14 protein-coding genes are annotated in these 18123 nt (G+C 67.5%); 4 read left to right on the top strand and 10 right to left on the bottom strand.

Going from position 1 to position 18123, the window contains the following annotated elements; all coding sequences use genetic code 11:
* Nucleotides 1-43 precede the first annotated feature (43 nt).
* The 8 genes from LU699_RS13610 to LU699_RS13575 form a co-directional block, all read right to left on the bottom strand.
* A complete protein-coding gene (locus tag LU699_RS13610) occupies nt 44-2047 on the bottom strand; it encodes a flotillin family protein (RefSeq protein WP_232137088.1) in 2004 nt (667 codons plus the stop codon).
* 43 nt (nt 2048-2090) lie between these two features.
* Nucleotides 2091-2717 (bottom strand): hypothetical protein, encoded by a 627-nt coding sequence (locus LU699_RS13605; RefSeq protein ID WP_232137090.1) that lies wholly within the window; start codon nt 2715-2717, stop codon nt 2091-2093.
* A 97-nt stretch (nt 2718-2814) separates the two neighbouring features.
* Nucleotides 2815-3768, bottom strand: coding sequence for a hypothetical protein (locus tag LU699_RS13600; protein ID WP_232580209.1), 954 nt, complete (start codon nt 3766-3768; stop codon nt 2815-2817).
* Between the two features lie 99 nt (nt 3769-3867).
* Nucleotides 3868-4542, bottom strand: coding sequence for a ligase-associated DNA damage response endonuclease PdeM (gene pdeM / locus LU699_RS13595; protein ID WP_232137092.1), 675 nt, complete (start codon nt 4540-4542; stop codon nt 3868-3870).
* Nucleotides 4535-6988 (bottom strand): ligase-associated DNA damage response DEXH box helicase, encoded by a 2454-nt coding sequence (locus LU699_RS13590; protein ID WP_232137375.1) that lies wholly within the window; start codon nt 6986-6988, stop codon nt 4535-4537. Before LU699_RS13590 ends, pdeM begins: the two co-directional genes overlap by 8 nt.
* 101 nt (nt 6989-7089) lie before the next feature.
* The gene (locus tag LU699_RS13585) at nt 7090-8796 is read right to left on the bottom strand and encodes a cisplatin damage response ATP-dependent DNA ligase (RefSeq protein ID WP_232137093.1); all 1707 of its coding nucleotides are present in this window, start codon (nt 8794-8796) and stop codon (nt 7090-7092) included.
* Nucleotides 8797-8836: 40 nt separating this feature from the next.
* Nucleotides 8837-9838: a ligase-associated DNA damage response exonuclease gene (locus LU699_RS13580; protein ID WP_232137094.1), complete on the bottom strand. Its 1002-nt coding sequence runs from the start codon at nt 9836-9838 to the stop codon at nt 8837-8839.
* A gap of 106 nt (nt 9839-9944) precedes the next feature.
* A complete protein-coding gene (locus tag LU699_RS13575; protein WP_232580208.1) occupies nt 9945-13523 on the bottom strand; it encodes a hybrid sensor histidine kinase/response regulator in 3579 nt (1192 codons plus the stop codon).
* 168 nt (nt 13524-13691) lie between these two features.
* On the opposite strand from LU699_RS13575, the gene LU699_RS13570 reads away from it, so the two are divergent.
* The 3 genes from LU699_RS13570 to LU699_RS13560 are packed head-to-tail and all read left to right on the top strand — an operon-like array spanning nt 13692 to nt 15539.
* On the top strand, nt 13692-14396 hold the full coding sequence (locus LU699_RS13570) for a YceI family protein (RefSeq protein WP_232137096.1): 705 nt from the start codon (nt 13692-13694) through the stop codon (nt 14394-14396).
* Complete coding sequence (locus LU699_RS13565) at nt 14393-14977, top strand: cytochrome b (RefSeq protein ID WP_232137097.1); 585 nt, start codon at nt 14393-14395, stop codon at nt 14975-14977. Before LU699_RS13570 ends, LU699_RS13565 begins: the two co-directional genes overlap by 4 nt.
* A 4-nt stretch (nt 14978-14981) precedes the next feature.
* Nucleotides 14982-15539 carry a YceI family protein gene (locus LU699_RS13560; RefSeq protein ID WP_425491070.1) on the top strand — a complete coding sequence of 186 codons (558 nt, stop codon included), beginning with the start codon at nt 14982-14984 and terminating at the stop codon, nt 15537-15539.
* 13 nt (nt 15540-15552) lie between these two features.
* Here the strand turns inward: LU699_RS13560 and LU699_RS13555 are convergent, their stop codons facing one another.
* Nucleotides 15553-15789, bottom strand: a complete 237-nt coding sequence (locus LU699_RS13555) for a glutaredoxin family protein (protein WP_232137098.1) — start codon at nt 15787-15789, stop codon at nt 15553-15555.
* A 49-nt stretch (nt 15790-15838) separates the two neighbouring features.
* Here LU699_RS13555 and LU699_RS13550 point away from each other — a divergent pair, with 49 nt between their 5' ends.
* A complete protein-coding gene (locus tag LU699_RS13550) occupies nt 15839-17221 on the top strand; it encodes an L-serine ammonia-lyase (RefSeq protein ID WP_232137099.1) in 1383 nt (460 codons plus the stop codon).
* A 117-nt stretch (nt 17222-17338) separates the two neighbouring features.
* Here the strand turns inward: LU699_RS13550 and LU699_RS13545 are convergent, their stop codons facing one another.
* Nucleotides 17339-18094: a DUF1521 domain-containing protein gene (locus LU699_RS13545; protein WP_232137100.1), complete on the bottom strand. Its 756-nt coding sequence runs from the start codon at nt 18092-18094 to the stop codon at nt 17339-17341.
* Between the last annotated feature and the right edge of the window lie 29 nt (nt 18095-18123).

The raw sequence follows: 18123 nt of genomic DNA, 5'->3' as shown, positions 1-18123 counted from the left end.
ACGCGCGCCGCGTTCGAGATGGCGACCTGGGCCGCATGCGGGTTCAGGCGGGATCACCCTCGACGACGCGAGGCGCCGGTGTGCCGCCACCGCGCGCCGCAGGCAGCGCCGCGCTGGACACACCGAGATAGCGCTGCAGCAGATCCTGCAGGATCGGGCTCTTCTCGGTCAGGCCTTCGATCGAGCGGCCCAGCGAAACCGCCTTGATCACGTTCTCGAACATGCCGCCGTCGCCGCCGATCAGATCGATATCGGCATTGCGCAACGCAGTCGCGATGACCTCTGCATTCTCCTTCGACACTTCCTTGCCGGCCTCGAACGCCGCCAGCGCCTGCTTCAGGCTGGTGTCCAGGGTCATGCGGAATTCCTCATGCCCGCGCGCGGTGTCGCTGAGCGCGTCGATCGCGCCGAACTTCTTCGTCAGGCCTTCGGCCTCGGCGAAGAGTTTCTTGCCGATCACGGTGGCCTCGGCCAGGCCCAGCGACTCGGTCGCCGTCGCCTTGGCGCGGCCCATCTGCTCTTCGCCTTGCGCACGCGCGGCCAGCTGCTCGGCCAGCACCTTGGCTTCGGCGGCGCCCTGCTTGAGGTTGGCATCGGCCATTGCGTCGACCACGCGTGCTTCCGCGATGCCGACCTTCTCGATCGCCGACGCACCCGCTTCCTTGACCTGCGCCTCGGCAAGACCGGGCGCAGCGCGCTCGGCCTGCACGCCTTCGGCGAGCAGCTTCTTGGCCTCGGCCTGCTTCCCGGACGCATCGAATTCGGCCTGTGCCAGCGTGGTGATCTCGACCGCGCGGTGACGGGCCGCGGTCTCGCGCGCCTCGGCTTCCTTGACCTGGCGCACCAGCGATTCCTGCGCCTTGGCCTCGGCGTCCAGGATGGTGACCTGCTTCAGGCGATCGGCTGCGGACACCTCACGCAGTTCCTTGATGCGCTCTTCCTCGGCCGCGACGGTGCGGTCGATGGTGATGCGCTCACGGGTGATGTTGGCCACATCCATCAGGCCCTGCTCGACCACCTTGTCGCGTTCCACGCCCTGCAGCTGCACTTCACGATCGGTCGTGACCTGCTCGAGCTTGCGCGCGCGCTCGACGCGCTCGGCCTCGATGGCGACGGCGCGCTGGCGGTTCTGGGTGGCGACTTCGACTTCGCGGAGCCGGTTTTCCTCACGGATGTCGATCAGCTGCTGCGCTTCGATGCGCGCGTTCTCCGACATCTGGCGCTGCTCTTCCTGCACCTTCTGGGTTTCGGCGGTCTCGCGCGCCTGGATGGTGTCGATCTCGCGCTTCTGCCGCGCCTCGGCCTCGGCCTGCTGGCGTTCGAGGGCGAGCGTCGCTTCGCGGGTCTCGACATTCTTCTTGGTGATCGCCAGGCGCTCGTTCTGCTCGAGCTCGTTGGTGACCACGTTCTGCGAGGCGGTCAGCTCGGTGATCTTGCGGATGCCCTCGGCGTCGAGAATGTTGTGCGGGTCGAGCACGTTCTTCGGCGTCTGCTCGAGATAGTCGATCGCGACGTCCTCGAGCACGTAGCCGTTGAGGTCGTTGCCGATCACCGCGATGATCTCGTCGCGGAATTCCTGGCGCTTCTCGAACAGATCCGTGAAGTCGAACTTTTTGCCGACCGTCTTCAGCGCCTCGGAGAACTTGGCGTTGAACAGCTCGTCGACCGCGTGCTTGTCCGACGCCCGATCGGCGCCGAGCGCCTTGGCCACGCGCAGTACGTCGGCCTGGGTCTCGTTGACGCGCAGGTAGAAGGCGACCGCGATGTCGGCGCGCATGTTGTCGCGGCAGATCAGGCCTTCCTTGCCGCGGCGGTCGATCTGCAGAGTGATCAGGCTGATCTTCATGTGCTCGGCGCGGTACAGCACCGGAATGATCAGCGCGCCGGTGAAGTGCACCTTCGGCTGCGCGCTCATGTCGTTGACGATCAGCGCGGTGCCCTGGTCGACCTTCTTGTAGAAGGCCTTGAACAGGCCCGCGATGCCCAGCAGGGCGACCAGCAGCACACCCAAGCCGATCAGGAAGGGGGCGATCGTGGCAACGCTCATTGCAGCTCCTTGCACATGAGACCCGCGGACGCGGGCCGAGGGATCAAAGGGTTCGGTATTGGGTTTCGGGCAGCACGCGCCAGGCGTGCGTGGCGGCGTCGAAGTCGACGAGCACCACGCGGTCGCCGCGACGCAGATCGGCGCCCGCATCGGCGCGCACCTGCAGGATCAGGCCAGCACCGCCGTCGTCGACATCGGCCATGCCGACGTGCTCGGACACCAGCGGTGTCCGCACCACCGCGACCTGTCCGAGCAGCGACTGCTGCGCCGGCGTGCGCCGTGCCAGCAGCCACAGGCGCACCGGGCGCAACACTGCAGACGCGATGAACACCGACGCGACGAACGCGACCAGCGCGACGCCACTGCCGACCAGCCAGCGCAGCCAGCCGGCGAACTGTCCGAGGACGAACAGATGCACGAAATAGGTCAGGAACCAGGCGATGAATGCGACCAAGGTGACGACCAGCATCAACGGCAACCGGTCCAGACCGATACGGCCGAGCATGCCGGCCAGACCATTGGTTTCACCGAGTTCGACGGCATCGAGGCCGTCCAGATCGAGGTCCACGAGACCGGTGGCCGCGAGCAGCCAGTAGATCGTGCAGAACGCCAGCACGATGCTGTACACGAGCGTGGGATAGCCCAGCGCCGTACTCACGAATTCCGCCATCCCCGGTTCCCGCTCCCTGTTGCGGGCCGCTTCTGCGGCCCCTCCCCATCCATCGTTCCTATCATGCCAGCGCAGCAGGGCGCGGCGCCATCGCAGATCAGTCAACGGATACGAGCGCGTGCGTCGCAGGCGGCGCGCGGTACTCGATACGGATCTCGCGATGGTCATCGGGCACCTCCGGCTCCACGGGTGATTCGCCCACGCAGCCGGGAAACCGTGCATCGCGCATCATCCTGCCCGACCCTTGCAGCAGCGAGACGGCGGGATCGTCCTGTGTATGCGTGAATACGCGATAGTCGCCCGTCAACACCGCAAGCGGGCGGTCGTCGTGGGTGACTTCGAGCAACCCGCTTTCAGGCAGTGCTGCGTGCGGTTTGATGACGACGACCGGGAGCGGTGCACCGCAGCCACCGGTGCTGGATATCCGGACGCGCTGGACGAACTGTTCGAGGAACCCGGCCAGAGCCGCGAGCGCGGCGTCGGGGGACATCGTTGCTTCCCCGACGCTGTAGCGACCCTTGATGAAGTAGTACTGCCGCAACGCGACCGCCAGCGCGGTATGAAAGATCGTATCTCCGCTGTCCATGCGACCGCCAGCGGAACGCAATCCGCCATCCGCACTGTCGCCATCCACTGCGTCGAGCGGAATGCGATGGGCCTGTACCGGGCCGAACCGTATCTCCCGACCATGCGCCCGCCCCGCGATTCCCTCGAGTTCACCGCCCGTCTGCACCATGTGGGCGTCGAGCAGCTCAATGCCGACCTCGCCGATGGGATAGACGTACACGTCCAGCCATGCATCGTGGCCGTCGCTACTTGCATAGCGCACGGAAACGCCAGCCTCGGGCTGCTCGTAGCGGTGTTCCCCCTGCGCGTGCCAGTCCTGCACCGTGAGCGGATACACGATCCGGGATTCGCGCATGTAGCCGCCGAGCAGCGGCGCCGCTGCGTCCGCGGCGAAAGCGGCGTGCGGCAACGGCCACGCGAGCAGTAACGCAAGCCAAGTCACGCGGGCTGCGCGCCATCGGTTCCGGTTCGGTGTCGGTGCCATACAGACCTCCCATGTCCTGCGCCGATGCTAACCGCAACGCCGCGGCGCGGTTCATGCGCTTCCGTATCCGCCGGCGTCACTTCGCCGCGCGCGCTGAGTTCAGCCCGACACGTCCACCACGATGTCCGGCGCGCAGGCGAACAGGCGCGTGCTGGGCTCGCGGTCGACGCGCCAGCCGCCGGCGAAGGCGGTGAAGGCCGGCAGCACGCCGGCGGATTCGCCGAACAGGAACGCCGGCAGGCGCGGCACCCCGGGCAGGCGGACGACGGGATGCAGATGGCCGCCGAGCCGGTAGCCGGCGGCTTCCGCGCCATGCGCCGGGTCGTGGACGAACAGGAATGGCGCGAACGACAGCGCGGCGCCATGCAGATGGATGCCCAGCGCATCGGCGGCAGCCGGACGCGCGGTGAGTGCACGATCGTGATTGCCACCGACCAGTTCCACCGACAGCGCCTGCCGGCCCGCGCGCCATTGCATCCACGCGTCGCGCCAGTGCACATCGTTGACGGCTGCGTGCAGCAGATCGCCCAGCACCAGCAGCCGCGTGGCGCGGGTCTGCGTCATCAAGGTGTCCAGCCGATCGAGGTCGTGCGCAGTGCCACCCTTCGGCAATGCAATGCCGGCGCGGCGGAAATGATCGCCCTTGCCCAGATGCAGATCGGCGATCGCGAGCAGCGACATCCGCGGCCACCACAGCGCGCGATCGGGCATCAGCACCACTGATTCGCCGGCCAGCGTGATGCCGAGACTGCCGGGCACCGACAACTCAACCACGATTGCGTTTCTCCAGCTGCGCCGCAGCGCGCTGCACGCGCGTGCGCCAGTCCTCGGTGCTGAGCTGGCCGCGCAGCGACTCGGCCCACAACGGAAACGACATCGGCGTGAATGTCTTGAGCGGATGCAGTGCGAGCGTGCGCGCGCTGCAGTCTTCCAGCGTCTCGCGCAGTCGCACGACTTCGAGCTGCGCGGCGAAGACTTCGCGCTCGGCCAGCGCCAGCAGCATGTGGTCGGGATCGTGGCGGCGCAGCACATCGAACAGCAGACCGCTCGACGCCTGCACCTGGCGCATCGAACGCGGCGCGCGGCCCGGCAGCGACGGCGGCAGCAGACCGGCGACGCGGGCGATGTCGCGGAACTGGCGACGCGCGAGTTCGGCCAGATTGAGGCTCTCGCGCAGATCCTCGAGTAGAGATTCGGGCGTCAGCAGCGCGGCGATGTCGTCGACATCGAGCTCGACATCCTGTGCAGGCGACAGCACCAGGCCGTAGTCGTTGGCCGAGAAAGAGAAGCTGTTGGGATGGCACCGTCCCCAGCGCAGCGACCACAGCGCCGCGAGGCCTTCATGCACCTGGCGGCCGGCAAAGGGATACAGGAACAGATGCCGGCCGCCGCGCACGTGGATCCATTCCACAAGCAGGCGACCCGGCGCCGGCAATGCAGACAGGCGCTGTTGCAGATCGAGCAGGCGTCCGATCGCGCGCAGTTCCGGCACATCGCGTGGCGCTTCGAACAGGCGCTCGACTTCGTGCGCCAAGGTGCCCGACAGCGCCATGCGCCCGCCCGACCATTTCGGCACGGTGCCGCTGCCGGACTTCGCCACGCGTACATAGGCGGTCATGTCTTCCAGCCGCACGAGTTCCAGCGTGCGTCCGGCGAACTGGAATTTGTCGCGCGGTCGCAGCCGGCCGATGAAACTCTCTTCCACCGAACCCAGACCCCCGCCGCGCATCAGCTTCACCCGCACCGAGCCGTCGCTGGCGATGGTGCCGATCGACAGGCGATGGCGCAGTGCGATGCGCCGGTCGTCGACGCGATAGACGCCGGCCTCGTCGCGCACGACGCGGCGGAACTCGGGATAGTGCGCGAGCGCGGTACCGCCCTGCACGATGAAATCGAGCACCGCGCGCCACGCGGTGTCGTCGAGTGCGCGGAAGGCGTGTGTGTCGCGCACTTCCGCGAGCAGCGCGTCGGCATCGAAGCCGCCGCCGAGCGCCAGCGTGACGCAATGCTGGGCCAGCACGTCGAGGCTGAGCACCGGCGGCGGTCGCGATTCGATGGTGCCGGCGGCAACGGCAGCGCGCGCGGCGGCGTATTCGACGAGCTCCAGCGCATGCGTCGGCACGCAGACCACGTGCCCCGCTTCGCCGGGACGATGCCGCGCGCGGCCGGCGCGCTGCAGCAGGCGCGAGACGCCCTTCGGACTGCCGATCTGCAGTACCTGATCGACGGCAGGGAAATCGACGCCCAGATCAAGACTGGACGTCGCGACCACGCAACGGATGCTGCCGTCGCGCAGGCCGTCTTCTGCTGCCGCGCGCAGCTTGGGATCGAGCGAACCGTGGTGCAGCGCCAGGGTTTCGGGCGCTTCGGGCCACACCGCGTTCAAGGCGCGATGCCACAGCTCGGCCTGCGATCGCGTATTGGCGAACAGCAGACTGGTGCGCTCGGCCATCAATCGTTCGAGCACACGCGGCAATTGCGCCAGACCGAGATGACCGCCCCACGGGAAGCGTTCGTCCTCGCCGGGCAGCAAGGTATGGAGCGTGAACCGCTTCGGCGCGACGCCGGCGACCAGTGGCGCGTCCGGCAGATGCGGCAACAAGGCGTCGCGTGCTTCGTCCAGATTGCCGAGCGTCGCCGACACGCCCCAGATCCGCAGCGCAGGATTCAGGCGACGCAGGCGCGCGAGCGCCAGCTGCAGCAGCACGCCACGTTTGTTGCCGAGCAGTTCGTGCCATTCGTCGACGACGACGCACTGCAGCTGCGACAGCTGTGGCGCCATGTCGGCATAGGACTGCAGCAACGACAACGACTCGGGCGTGGTCACGAGCACATCGGCCTGGCCGCTGCGTGCGAGACGCCGGTCGCGCGCGCTCGCATCGCCTGTGCGCATCGCGACCACCCAGTCCAGCCCGAGCGCTTCGATCGGCGCCCGCAGTGCGCGCGTGGTGTCGACGGCGAGCGCGCGCAGCGGCGTGATCCACAGCACCTTGAGGCTGCCGGGCGGCCGGATTGCGGGTCGCTTGCGCGGCTTCGATCGTGCTTCGGCACGCGGCATGGACGCGACCGCTTCGAGCAGCGGACCGCCGATCGCGGCCAGCGTCTTGCCGCTGCCGGTCGGCGTCTGCAGCAGGCCGGACTCGCCAGCGAGATAGCGCTTCCAGACCTCGCGCTGGAACGGCGCAGCGGTCCAGCCCTGCGCTTCGAACCATTCGCGCATCGGCGCATCGGGGCCACGCAGACGCCTGGTCGCAGGCTCCGCAATTTCATTCTGCAGGGCGGCCGCGGTCTCAGATGCACGCGTGCGGGTGGCGCGTGGCGTCATCGCGCCAGTGCCTTCAAGGTATCCAGCCGGTCGGCCTCGGCCATCGGCTTGTCGTGGCGCCAGCGCAGGATGCGCGGGAACCGCACTGCGATGCCGGACTTGTGCCGCTTAGACACGTTGACCGCTTCGAAGCCGAGTTCGAACACATGATGCGCGCGCACCGAGCGCACCGGTCCGAAGCGTTCCAGCGTGTGGGCGCGGATCCACTTGTCGAGCGCGAGGATTTCGCTGTCGTCAAGGCCGGAATACGCCTTCGCCACCGGTACCAGGGTGTCGCCGTCCCACAGGCCGAAGGTGTAGTCGGTGTAGAGCGTGCTGCGGCGACCGTGCCCGGCCTGCGCATAGAGCAGCACCGCATCGATGGTCAGCGGATCGATCTTCCACTTCCACCAGTCGCCGCGACGCCGACCGGTCTGGTACTGCGCGCTGGCACGCTTGAGCATCAGGCCTTCGACGCCGCGATCGCGCGCTTCCTCGCGCAACTGCGCCGCCGACGACCAGTCGGCGACGTCGACACGTGGCGACACCACGATGCGCGGATCGCCGTGCGCTGTGATCAGGGTCTCTAGTGCCGCGCGGCGCTCAAACTGCGGCCGCGCGCGCCAGTCTTCGCCGTCGCGTTCGAGCAGGTCGTAGACCTGCAGGCGCACCGGCGTGTCCGCCAGCGTCTTTGGTCCGGGCTTGAGCCGCTGGATGCGCGTCTGCAGTGCGGTGAATGGAAGCGGCGCATCGTCGTCCGCGCGCCAGGCCAGGAGTTCGCCGTCGAGCACCACGCCGTCGGGCAGTGACATCGCCGACGCTTCGATCTCGGGAAAACGTCCATCCAGACGCTCCTCGCCGCGCGACCACAGTGCGACCTCGCCATCGCGACGCAGCAGCTGCAGCCGGATGCCGTCCCACTTCCATTCGAGCAGCCAGTCCTCGATAGGACCGAGCGCACGCGCGACGGCATCGGGATCGTTGGCGAGCGCAACGATGTCGGGCGCGACGGTCGGCTCGCCCTCTTCGACAGGCTCCGCTTCGGGCAGGCCCGCTTCTGCGCGCAATGCCGACTCCAGCGGCGAGGCGAGAAAGAACGGATACGGCTGCTGGCGATCGCCGGGCAGTTCCTCGGGCGACAGCAGATCGCGCAGGAAATCCGGCGTCGGCGCCCAGCTGCCGAGCATGCGTTGCGCGAGCCGTGCAATGTCGATGCCGGTCAGCTCGGCCAGCGCCTGCTGCACCAGTCGCTGCGATACGCCGACGCGCAAGGCGCCAGTCAACAGCTTGTTGAACAGCAAGCGCTCATCGAAACGCAGCGTGCGCCAGGCGTCGACGATGACGGCGCGGCGGATCTCGACGTCCTTGTTGGCGACTGGCAGCAGTTTTGTCTCGATCCAGTCCGCAAGCGCGACGTCCGGCGATGCTTCGGCCGGATCGCCCAGCAGCAGCGCCAGCGTCTCACCCAGATCGCCGACCTGGTCGTAGCTGTCGTCGACCAGCCAGTCGGGTGTGCCCGACTCGACCGCGATCCACTCGCGCAGTTCGCGGGTATTGGCGATCTTCTTGCGCGCACTGGCAACCTTGCCGCCCGAGAGCAGATACAAGGCCCATGCCGCATCGCGCGGCGGCGCCTCACGGAAATAGCGGATCAGCGCCGCGCGCTTGTCCAGCGTGGCGGTGCTCTGGTCGAGCTCGCGATAGAGCTGTGCGAAGCGCTTCATATCGACCGCCCGGAAGCAGCGGGCGCACTGCGAAGCACCATCATTCTTCGCCCCCGAAATCCGTGCGGAACGCCTCGGCCGCAATCCCGTCCTCGCGCAGCGCGCGGATGATCGCGTCGGTGTTGCCATGCGTTGCGATCACGCGCGAAGCGCCGGTTTCGCGCACGGTGCGCATCAGGTCAGGCCAGTCGGCATGATCGGACACCACGAAGCCGCGGTCGTAGTTGCGGCGGCGCCGGTTGCCGCGGATCTGCATCCAGCCAGATGCAAAACCCTGCTGGGCGCGGCGGAAGCGGCGGATCCAGGAACTACCCGCAGCGGACGGCGGCGCGAGGACGAGTTTGCCAGCGAAGTCGGCGGCCTTGTCGGTGTCGGCCACCGGCAATGTGTCGATCAGTGACACGCCGGCGCGGCGATACACCTCGACGCCGGTCGCGACGGCGCCATGTAGCAGCACGGGTTCGTCGGTATGCACTGCGAGTTCGGCCAGTACGCGCTGCGCCTTGCCCAGCGCGTAGCAGTAGAGAATCGCCGCCTCGCCGCGTTCGGCGCAGCGGTCGCGCCAGGCGACGATGTCGCGTGCGACCTCGGACGTGTCCGGCCAGCGGTAGACCGGCAGCCCGAACGTCGCCTCCGTGATGAAGGTGTCGCAGCGCACGACCTCGAACGGGTCGCAGGTCGGGTCGTGCTGGCGCTTGTAGTCGCCCGACGCCACCCAGACTTCGCCGTCCACCTCGACGCGCACCTGCGCCGAGCCCAGCACGTGGCCGGCCGGATGCAGCGACACCGTGGCACTGCCCATCTCGAACGGCACGCCGTATTCGTGCGCCGCGTAGATCTGCTCGCCGAGCCGCCATTCGAGGATCGGCAGACCGATCCGGGTCGTGTGATACGCGCCCATGCCCGTGCGGGCGTGGTCGCCGTGCCCATGCGTGATCACCGCGCGCGGCACCGGGCGCCACGGGTCGATATGGAAATCGCCCGCGGGGCAGTACAGCCCTTCCGGGCGCAGCTGGATCAGATCATTGGACGCGGCGGCCATGGGCGCAGTGTGGGTAGCGGCTTGTGCACGAGGCGGCAAGCCTGCAACCGCGCTGTCGCGGGATATGAGACGCCGGCGCGCGCCCGCTGCCGCGGTTCAGCGTGCGTCAGCGCTCGTCATAGCCGGAGAGCTCGGCATCCGGCTCATCGTCGTCGCGCGTCGGTCGCCAGGTCCACGCCAGGGTGTCGGACAGCATCTCGCCGGTCAGCGGCTTGCGCAGAAAACCGTCGAAACCGGCGACGCGCGCGGCGGCTTCGGCATCGGCATCCGCGCGCGCGGTGACCGCGACCATCGGCTGGACGAAACCGTGCGCGCGCATCATGCCGGCGAGGGTCAGACCATCAATGCCTGGCAGATCGAGATCGAGCAACGCCAGATCGAAGCTGCGCGTGGCGATCTCCGACAAGGCACCGAGGCCGTGCATCACGTGCACGACTTCGTGGCCCTGCGACTGCAGCAATCCGGCAATCACTTCGGACACCGTCTGGTCGTCCTCGACCAGCAGGATTTCCAGCCCGACCGCGGACGTGATGCGCTCGACGCCGGACTCGATCTGCGGATGCTGCGGATCGGTCACCACCGGCAGCGGCAGGACCACGCGGAAGCGCGTGCCTTCCCCGGGCGTGCTGTCGACTTCGATATGCCCGCCCATCGTCGCCGACAGCTCCTGGCTGATGGCGAGCCCGAGACCGCTGCCGCCATAGCGTGATGCGGTGCGCGCGCCTTCGGCCTGTTCGAACCGGCGGAACAGGCGCTCGCGCTGCTCCTTGCTCAGGCCCGGCCCGGTGTCGGTGACGACGAAACACAGCGCGCCCGCCGCGTCGACATCCACCCGCAGACCGACACTGCCGCTCTCTGTGAACTTGACCGCGTTGCCCAGCAGGTTGAGCAGGATCTGGCGCACACGCCCCGGATCACCGAGCACCCATGCTTGCACGGACGGATCGATGGCGACGTCGAAGCCCAGCGACTTCTGCCGCGCCATCGGCGCGCACATCGCGACTACATCCTGCACCAGCCGCGCGACTTCAAAGGGCTGCGGATCGAGCTCGAGCCTGCCGGCTTCGATGCGTGCGAGATCGAGTGCGTCGTTGACCAGCCGCATCAGATGATCGCCCGCGCGGCGGATCGATTCGGCATAGCCGCGCTGACGCGGATCCAGTGTCGTGTGGAGCAACAGTTCGCTCATGCCAAGCACGCCGGTCATCGGTGTGCGGACTTCATGGCCCAGCGTGGCGAGGAAGCGTGTTTTCGCGAGGGAGGCCTGCTCGGCGAGCTTGCGCTTGTCCTCGGCGAGCTGCCAGGCATGGCGACGCTTGAGACGTGCGCGATAGGCGCGGGCCACCCACCACAGCACGAAGCCCACGAGCAGCAGCAGCCCCAGCAGCGCCCAGACCGTGCGCCACCACGGTGGCGCCTGGTGGATGGCCAATGGCGCCAATGCGGTCCATTCGCCGTCCTCGGTCCGAGCCTCCACGTGCAGGGTGTACCGCCCGGGCTCGAGCCGCGGGAATACACGTTCTGCCGTGACGTCTGCATCCACCCACTCCGACTCGTACCCCTCCAGGCGGAACCGGTAGTGGTGGGCATGCGCATCGGTGAATGACAGCAGGCGTGCGCCCACGCGCAGGTCACGGTCTCCGTGGCGCAGCTCGATCGGGCCCTGCGTCGGAAGGTCGACCTGGTCGTCGTCGCGACGCAGATCGATCGACTCGATCACCAGCGGAGGCGTTTCGTCGCGTCGATGCACGTCACTTGGATGGAACAGCAGCAGCCCTTCGCCGGTGCCGACCGCGAAGTGGCCGTCGCGCGACACGCCGATGTGCTGTTCACTGAATTCCTGGCTCGGCAATCCGTCGCGCACGCCATAGACACGGATGCGCGATGTCGTTGGATCCAGACGCACCAGCCCTCGCACGGTAGTGATCCAGACCGTACCGCTGGCGTCGACGGCGATCCCGCCGGGCATCACCTGCGGCAGTCCGTTCGCACGTCCGAAGGCGAGTTGCCGCGTCAGCAGCGCGCCATTCCAGTGATAGGCCTCCAGCGTCCCCGGCCCCGCCAGCCAGACGGTGTCCGTTCCCTGTTGCGCGATCGCGCTGATCGTGCGCTGTGGCGCGCCGGGCAGCGGCTCGAAGGTGCGGCTCTCGCTCTTCCACGCGTAGATGCCACGCGTGGTCGCGAGCCAGATTCCACCTTCAGGCGCCTGCGCAATCGTCATCGGCCGGACCAGCGACGGAATGCCTCGGCCATCGCCTGCTCGAATTGACTCGATCAGACGCCCGTCAGGCGCACGCGCTTGCAGCTCCAGATCACTGGCGAACCAGACGGTGCCGTCATTTTGCTCGACGATGGTGTCGATGTGCTGACCATCAGGTGCAGGCGCGTCTTCATCATCCTGGTACCAGCGCCGCACATCGCCGGTGACCGGATCGAAGCGCACCAGTTGCCGGAAGCAACCGATCCAGACAATACCGTCGCTGGTTTCGTGGACACTACGGTTGGCCTGGTGGCCGCAGACCTGAGACAGGCGGTGCTGGATGACACCCGTACCAGGATCGAGATGATCGAGGACGCCGCCGTTGCCGACAAGCCAGAAACCGCCATCGGCAGCCGGTGCCACACCGTGCACGAACGCATTCGCCGCTGTGGTTGGATCCGTCACGCGCCGCTGCAGCACGGTAAAGTTGCGCCAATTCGCAGGCAGATACCAGAGTCCCGCATCCATGCTCGCGAACCAAAGCCCGCCTTCGCGATCCTGAAATGCGGACGACCACGACGGTCGCACGGGTCCCCGACTGGCGAAGCTGTAAAGCGGCACATCATCGAGACGGCCATCCACCTCACGCGCGAGGCCGCTGCGCGTGTCGAACCAGCGCGCGCCCTGGCGATCCTGGACGAGCATATGCAAGACGGGCGCACGCATCACCGGATCGACCTCCGGCATCATTTCGGCGCGGCCGTCTACGCGTCGCACCACGCCGCCGCCTGGCATACCGACCCACAGATCACCCACTGCATCGAAAGTAAGACCGTTGACCATTCCAGAAGCGATTGCCGGAATCGCAACACGTTCGAAATTGCGCCCTGTCCATCGCGCGACACCGTGCTTTGTGCCCACCCACAGCGCGCCATCGGCAGCAGGCACGACGTAGCTGACGCCATCCGCCGGCAAGCTGCGTGGGTCGTCCGGATCCGAACGGAAACGCCGCAGCCCGCCATCCGGCGCGAGCCGGTAGAGACCCGACTCCGCAGTCCCGAACCAGATCGCCCCATCCGGCGTCGACATCACCGCCCAGACATCGTCGACACCGATCTCGGGGTGGGTGTCGTGGTTGTAACGCGTGAACGTGGTGCGCTCCGCATCCAGCATCGACAGGCCACCACGCCGCGTCCCGACCCAGACACGGTCCTGCGCATCGACGTGCACCGCCCAGACGTAGTTGTCGCCGAGCCCGTCCTCGACGCGCCAGACACGGAAGCCCACGCCGTCGTAGCGCGCCAGTCCGTCGCGCGTGGCGATCCACAGATAGCCTTGCCTGTCTTCGGCGATGGCGTTCACGCGATTCGACGGCAGCCCATCCAGCACGCCGATCTGCCGCGGCTGCGGAATGCTGGCGGTGACTGCGCCGTTCTGCGCCCACGCGCCGCCGGCCCACAGGCAGCACCACAGCCACACCAGCATCATCCCTGCAACACGCATCCCGCTCCCCGTACAGCACTGCCGCGCGTCGAACGCGCGTCCCGATGGGCATCCTCGCAACGCTGCGTTGCCACCGCAAGTTGCGCCGTGCCGACAGCTCGCGCCTAGAATCGGCACGATCGCCCGCTCCGCTGCCATCCGGACTCTCCGATGCGACTGCCGTGCCAGCTCTTCCTGCCATCCGTTCTGTTGCTGGGCCTCGGCGCGCCCGCGTGGGCCGCGCCGGCGCAATACGCATTGGACCCGGTGCATACCCGCGTGCAGTTCGCGATCGACCATGCCGGTTTTTCGAAGGCGATCGGCACGGTGTCGGGCAGTACCGGCACGATCGTGTTCGATCCCGACGACTGGAGCACCGCGCGGGTGGAGGTGTCGATTCCGATCGCACGCGTCGATCTGGGCGATGCGAAATGGAACCAGGCGACGCTCGCGCGCAATCTGCTCGACGGCGAGCGTCATCCGGTCGCGACGTTTGTCTCGACCCGCATCGAGCCGATCGACGCGCAGCGCGCGATCGTGCACGGCAATCTGACCCTGCGCGGCGAGACTCGCGAAGTCGCGTTGCAGGTCGTGCTCAACGCACTCAAGCGCTATCCGCTGCCGCCGTTCCGTCGCACCGTGGGCTTCTCGGCCACCGCTTTGCTGTCGCGCGCCGAGTTCGGCATCGATGCGTGGAAGTCGGTGATCGGCGACGCCGTCGAGCTTCGACTCGAAGTGGAAGCCTCTCGCAGTCGCGGCGGCGCGGATGCGGGCGATGCGGCGGAGGCGGATGAAGCGGCCGGTCCCAACCTTCCTGCCCCAGAGACGCCTGTCGAAACCACGCCGGCAGCCCCGCCGACGGAGCCGAATCCGTGACGCTCCGCAATCCACCCGACCGCTGGGGCGGCGTCAGCCAGCTGCTGCACTGGCTGGTCGTGGCGTTGATTCTGACGACCGGCATCCTCGGGCTGGTCATGGGCGACATGCGCAACAGCCCGACCAAGATCGAGATCTACGCGCTGCACAAGTCGCTTGGCCTGACGATCCTCGCGCTGGCGACGCTGCGTCTGTTGTGGCGCCTGTACGCCGGCGCGCCGCGTGCGGTGCCCGGTACCCCGCGCTGGCAGGACCGGGTCGCGTCGGTCACCCACTGGCTGCTCTACGGCCTGCTGTTCGCGATTCCGCTCAGCGGCTGGACCTTCAATTCCGCCGCTGGCTATCCGTTGCAGTGGTTCAAGCTGGTCAATCTGCCGTCACTGGTGACGCGCGATGCGGACCTGCGCCAGCTCGCCGGCAACGTGCACGAACTGCTGTTCTGGACACTGGTCGGCCTTGCACTGCTGCACGCATCAGCCGCCCTGTATCACCACATCTTCCAGCGCGATGACACGCTGGCGCGCATGCTGCCGCGTGGCTGGCTGCGCCCCCGCACTCCGACGCTCCCCCTTCAGGACTGATGACATGCGCATGATCCGCTCCCTTGCTTTCGGCGTACTGACCGCCGCACTCGCCCTGCCCGCCTTCGCTGCCGACTACGTGCAGGCACCCGGCTCTTCACTGGCGTTCGCCGGGAAGTACCAGGGCGAGACGTTCTCCGGCACCTTCCCGGGCTTCCGTACGACGGTCAGCTTCGATCCGGCCGATCTGGCGGCCGGCAAGCTCGCGGTGACCATTCCCGTCGCTACCGCGACCACGCAGAACGCCGACTACGACACCGAGATGCGCGGCAACGCATTCTTCGACGCATCGAAGTTCGCGCAGGCGACCTACACCGCGACCGGCTTCCGCGATCTCGGCAATGGCCAATACGCCGCTGACGGCACGCTGGAACTGCGCGGTGTGCGCAAGCCGGTGACCCTGACCTTCACCTGGACCGACGGCGCGCGCCCGCTGCTGTCGGGCCGCGCGACCGTGCGCCGTCTCGATTTTGGCGTGGGTGGTGGCGACTGGGCGGACACCGGCACGATCCCGAACGAGATCGCGGTCAGCACCCGGGTCTATCTGCAGCCGGCCAGGTAACTCCGCAACGCGGTCAGCGGCGCAGCCAGCGCCGCGCCGCATCCGCATCGAAGGGCCAGTCGAGTTCGCGCCCGTCGCGATCGTCGCGCAGTACCGGCACACGGACGCCGTAGCGGTCCTCGAGCGCCGGATCATCGTCGATGAAGACACTCTCGAACGCCGGCACGCCGGCGCTGGCGAGCACATCCAGCGCCAGATCGCAGAGATGGCAGTCGTCGCGCTGGTACAGGATCAGGGTCGGAGCGGTCATGTCGCGTTGCGGCAGGCCTGGATGCAGGCGCGAGCCGTAGAATAGCCACATGGCAGTCAGCACGTTCGACCTCTACAAGATCGGCATCGGGCCGAGTTCCTCGCACACCGTCGGGCCGATGCGCGCGGGCGCGCGTTTCGTACGCCGTTGGCTCGAAGTACCGGGGCGACTGGACGATGTCGTCCGCGTGCGCGCCGAGGTCTTCGGTTCGCTCGCGTTGACCGGTCGCGGCCACGGCACCGACAAGGCCGTGATGATGGGCCTCGAAGGCCACATGCCGAACCTGATCGACCCGGACATCATTCCCGATGCCTTGATCCGCATCCGCGGCGAGAAGCGCATCCGTCTCGGCGGCACGCACGAGATCGCCTTCGACGAGAAGTCGGATCTGGTGATGAACAAGCGGCAGAAGCTGCCCTTCCACACCAACGGCATGCGCTTCACCGCGTACGACGCCGACGGCGCGGTCATCGCGACGCGCGACTACTACTCGGTGGGCGGCGGCTTCGTCGTCAACGAGGATGAGGCGGCCGAAGACCGTATCGTCGCCGACACCACCGACGTGCCCTACCCATTCTCGAGCGGCGACGAGCTGATCGCGCAGGCGAACACGCACGGCCTGAGCATCGCGAAGCTGATGCTGGAGAACGAGAAGGTCTGGCGCAGCGAGGAAGAGATCCGCGAAGGCCTGCGCGAACTGTGGGCGGCGATGCAGTCCTGCGTTGCGCGCGGCATCCGCCAGACCGGCACGCTGCCTGGCGGGCTGCATGTCACCCGCCGCGCGCCGGCGTTGCATGCCGAACTGTCGTCGAAGCCCGAAGCCGGCATGCGCGATCCGCTGACGGTGCTCGACTGGGTGAACCTCTACGCGCTCGCCGTGAACGAAGAGAACGCCGCTGGTGGCCGTGTCGTCACCGCGCCGACCAATGGCGCGGCCGGCATTCTGCCGTCGGTGCTGCATTACTACGACCGCTTCTGCCCGAACTCCACCGAGCAGGGCATCTTCGATTTCCTGCTCACCGCGTCCGCCGTTGGCATCCTCTACAAAGAAAACGCAAGCATTTCCGGCGCGGAAGTCGGCTGCCAGGGCGAAGTGGGCGTGGCCTGTTCGATGGCCGCCGCCGGCCTCACCGCCGCACTCGGCGGCACCCCGAGCCAGATCGAGAATGCGGCCGAAATCGGCATGGAACACAACCTTGGCCTGACCTGCGACCCGATCGGCGGCCTGGTGCAGATCCCGTGCATCGAGCGCAATGCGATGGGCGCGGTCAAGGCGATCAACGCCTCGCGCATGGCCTTCCGCGGCGACGGCAAGCACAAGGTCAGCCTCGACAAGGTGATCCGCACGATGCGCGATACCGGCCGCGACATGCGCGACAAGTACAAGGAAACCTCGCGCGGCGGCCTGGCGGTCAACGTCATCGAGTGCTGACCGCTTGAAGGCGCACGCGACACCGCCGGCGTCGCGAGTGTTCTGACAGCAGCGACGGCAGGCACACAAAAACGGCGCATCGCATCCGCGACGCGCCGTTCTGCCAATCGCGCGAAATCAGGCGCTGATCGACAGCGTCAGGCTGAACTGCCACGGCGCGGCCGGCTGTGCGGTCGGTTCGGGATCGCGCTGGGGGTTGTCGCTGCCGAGCGCGAGGCCACCGTTGAAGCTGATCGCCATCAGGCCGGTGAAGAACGAGAAGATCTCGGCGAAGTGAGCGAGGAAATCCGGGCCGCCGTTCTTGAGTTCGTCGGTCGCCAGAATGAAAGCCTGATCGACGTTCTGGATGTTGCCGTTCTGGTCGACTGCGATGAAACCGCTGCCGTTCTCGTTCTCCAGCAGCACGTTGCCGTCGCGCACCGCGGCATCGAGCACCCGGCCGCCGCCGGCGAATTCCTGGAACGACAGATCGCCATGGGTGTTGCTGTCCACGCCGCTGATCTGCACGCCGTAGTCGCCATCGGTGATCGTCACTACGGATGCCACGGTCGCGCCGTCGCCGCCCTGCGCCCACGGCGTGGTCTCGATCGTGACCTTGGTGCCGTCGTCGAGCTGGAACGTGGTCTGGCCCCAGAAATCGAAGGCGTGCTTGCCGTCGATCTCGACGTGCGGGTCGCCCCAGATCCGGTAGTTCTCGCCGGTGCCCTTGTTGAAGACGATGACTTCGTCGTTGTCGCCGGCGGTGATGCGGTAATTCTCGTTTTCGAACTGCACGCGGCCGTCGGCGTTGCGCTGCGTACTGGCGGCGCTCTGCACGGCTGGCAGCTGACCGCTGATGCTGAGCGAGACGGAGATGCTGAGGTTGTCGGTCACGGTGGGCCCCTGGCTGGATGGAATCTGAA

Origin of the sequence: Luteimonas fraxinea, assembly GCF_021233355.1 — a bacterium.
GTDB classification, from domain to species: Bacteria; Pseudomonadota; Gammaproteobacteria; order Xanthomonadales; family Xanthomonadaceae; genus Luteimonas; species Luteimonas fraxinea.
Note: the sequence above shows the minus strand (reverse complement) of the source record. Positions and strands in the feature narration are given on the sequence as shown.

Bases quoted from the DNA above. Each gene is read 5' to 3' on its own strand.
- LU699_RS13550 (WP_232137099.1), top strand. From the start codon at position 15,839: ATGGCAGTCAGCACGTTCGACCTCTACAAGATCGGCATCGGGCCGAGT.
- LU699_RS13605 (WP_232137090.1), bottom strand. From the start codon at position 2,717: ATGGCGGAATTCGTGAGTACGGCGCTGGGCTATCCCACGCTCGTGTAC.
- LU699_RS13555 (WP_232137098.1), bottom strand. From the start codon at position 15,789: ATGACCGCTCCGACCCTGATCCTGTACCAGCGCGACGACTGCCATCTC.
- LU699_RS13570 (WP_232137096.1), top strand. From the start codon at position 13,692: ATGCGACTGCCGTGCCAGCTCTTCCTGCCATCCGTTCTGTTGCTGGGC.
- LU699_RS13580 (WP_232137094.1), bottom strand. From the start codon at position 9,838: ATGGCCGCCGCGTCCAATGATCTGATCCAGCTGCGCCCGGAAGGGCTG.
- LU699_RS13575 (WP_232580208.1), bottom strand. From the start codon at position 13,523: ATGCTGGTGTGGCTGTGGTGCTGCCTGTGGGCCGGCGGCGCGTGGGCG.
- LU699_RS13610 (WP_232137088.1), bottom strand. From the start codon at position 2,047: ATGAGCGTTGCCACGATCGCCCCCTTCCTGATCGGCTTGGGTGTGCTG.
- LU699_RS13600 (WP_232580209.1), bottom strand. From the start codon at position 3,768: ATGGCACCGACACCGAACCGGAACCGATGGCGCGCAGCCCGCGTGACT.
- LU699_RS13560 (WP_425491070.1), top strand. From the start codon at position 14,982: ATGCGCATGATCCGCTCCCTTGCTTTCGGCGTACTGACCGCCGCACTC.
- LU699_RS13585 (WP_232137093.1), bottom strand. From the start codon at position 8,796: ATGAAGCGCTTCGCACAGCTCTATCGCGAGCTCGACCAGAGCACCGCC.
- LU699_RS13590 (WP_232137375.1), bottom strand. From the start codon at position 6,988: ATGCGCGAATGGTTCGAAGCGCAGGGCTGGACCGCTGCGCCGTTCCAG.